At 44.9% G+C, this 1207-nt stretch carries 1 protein-coding gene; it reads right to left on the bottom strand.

Annotated elements, in window-relative coordinates; all coding sequences use genetic code 11:
- Positions 1 to 31 precede the first annotated feature (31 nt).
- Positions 32 to 997 carry an IS110 family RNA-guided transposase gene (locus H7U19_RS16770; RefSeq protein ID WP_186564034.1) on the bottom strand — a complete coding sequence of 322 codons (966 nt, stop codon included), beginning with the start codon at positions 995 to 997 and terminating at the stop codon, positions 32 to 34.
- Positions 998 to 1207: the final 210 nt, after the last annotated feature.

Raw genomic sequence — 1207 nt, 5'->3', positions numbered from 1 at the left:
AACAAAGAACTGAGTTAAAAAACAAGCTTTTTTAAACCAATCTCGAAACAAAGTTTTCATCGTAAGGCCTTCCTGATTTTGCTATGGCAAAGGCCTGTTTCAACAACTTGTTTGCCACTGCTATCAGTGCCAGTTTTTTGCTCTTCCCCTTGGCCACTATACGCTCGTAAATCTCTCTGCAGGCCTTGTTGTGCCTGCATGCCGAAAAGGCACACAAAAACAACAGGTTCCTTAGTTTTCTGTTCCCCACCTTGCTTATCCTGCTCTTTCCCCTGACACTGCTCCCGGATTCCCGAATGGTCGGGGTAATGCCCACATAGCTGCACAGTTGCGAGGCATTCTCGAACTTGGAAAACCCATTGGTGGCAACTATTAAAAACAGTGCCGTCTTTATGCCCATCCCGGGGATGCTCTTCAGCAGCGTTAGCTGATGTTGCTGGTCCTGTTTTACCAGTTCCAGCAACCTTTCCTCTATCGCACCTATCTCTTTGTTCAAATGCCTTACGGTGCGCTTCAACGAACGGTACACAAACTTTGACGGAACCCCCAGAACTTCTTCGCCGTGGATCTTGTTCTTGGAGGCAGTGCGCTGTTTTATATAGCTGTCCAACAGCCGAAACAGCTGCAGGCATTCGCTCTGGACATCCGTCAGGGCCGTATAGAGCGGAACATTGTTCCTTTGGCCGTACTCGCTAATGGATCTTGAATCGCTCTTGTCCGTCTTTACCTTGGCCAATTTCATCTGGATAAAACGCTTTACCGATAACGGGTTGACCACCGATACGCACACATTTTCCCTGTACAGGTACTGCGCCAGCCTATAATGGTAATAGCCCGTAGCCTCCATGACGACCAAGCTGTCCTTGGACAGGCTTTTTAGAAAACCCACAAATCCTTTTTCATCATTCCTGAATTGATGGTGACCACTGATAGAACCGTAAACATCAAACACATTTTTGCTGATGTCCACCCCATAAATTTCTTTATATTTACTCATAAGAACTGAATTTGGAAAGAACGAACTACTGGCGTTTCAACAACTTAAAATCGAGATCCTGGTCTCACAGAACTGAACGAAATCCCGGCAGAAAAAGAGAGAGGGTTATCAATGTTGTCGAAGTCCAAAGCTTCACCGTGTATACTAACCTTATTTCTCTCTTTTGTTCTTTCTGATTATTGGTTAAATTTAATGAAAGACAAACTTAAG

It is taken from the genome of Hyunsoonleella aquatilis, from assembly GCF_014270105.1.
Lineage (GTDB): Bacteria > Bacteroidota > Bacteroidia > Flavobacteriales > Flavobacteriaceae > Jejuia > Jejuia aquatilis.
Note: the sequence above shows the minus strand (reverse complement) of the source record. Positions and strands in the feature narration are given on the sequence as shown.

Bases quoted from the DNA above. Each gene is read 5' to 3' on its own strand.
- H7U19_RS16770 (WP_186564034.1), bottom strand. From the start codon at position 997: ATGAGTAAATATAAAGAAATTTATGGGGTGGACATCAGCAAAAATGTG.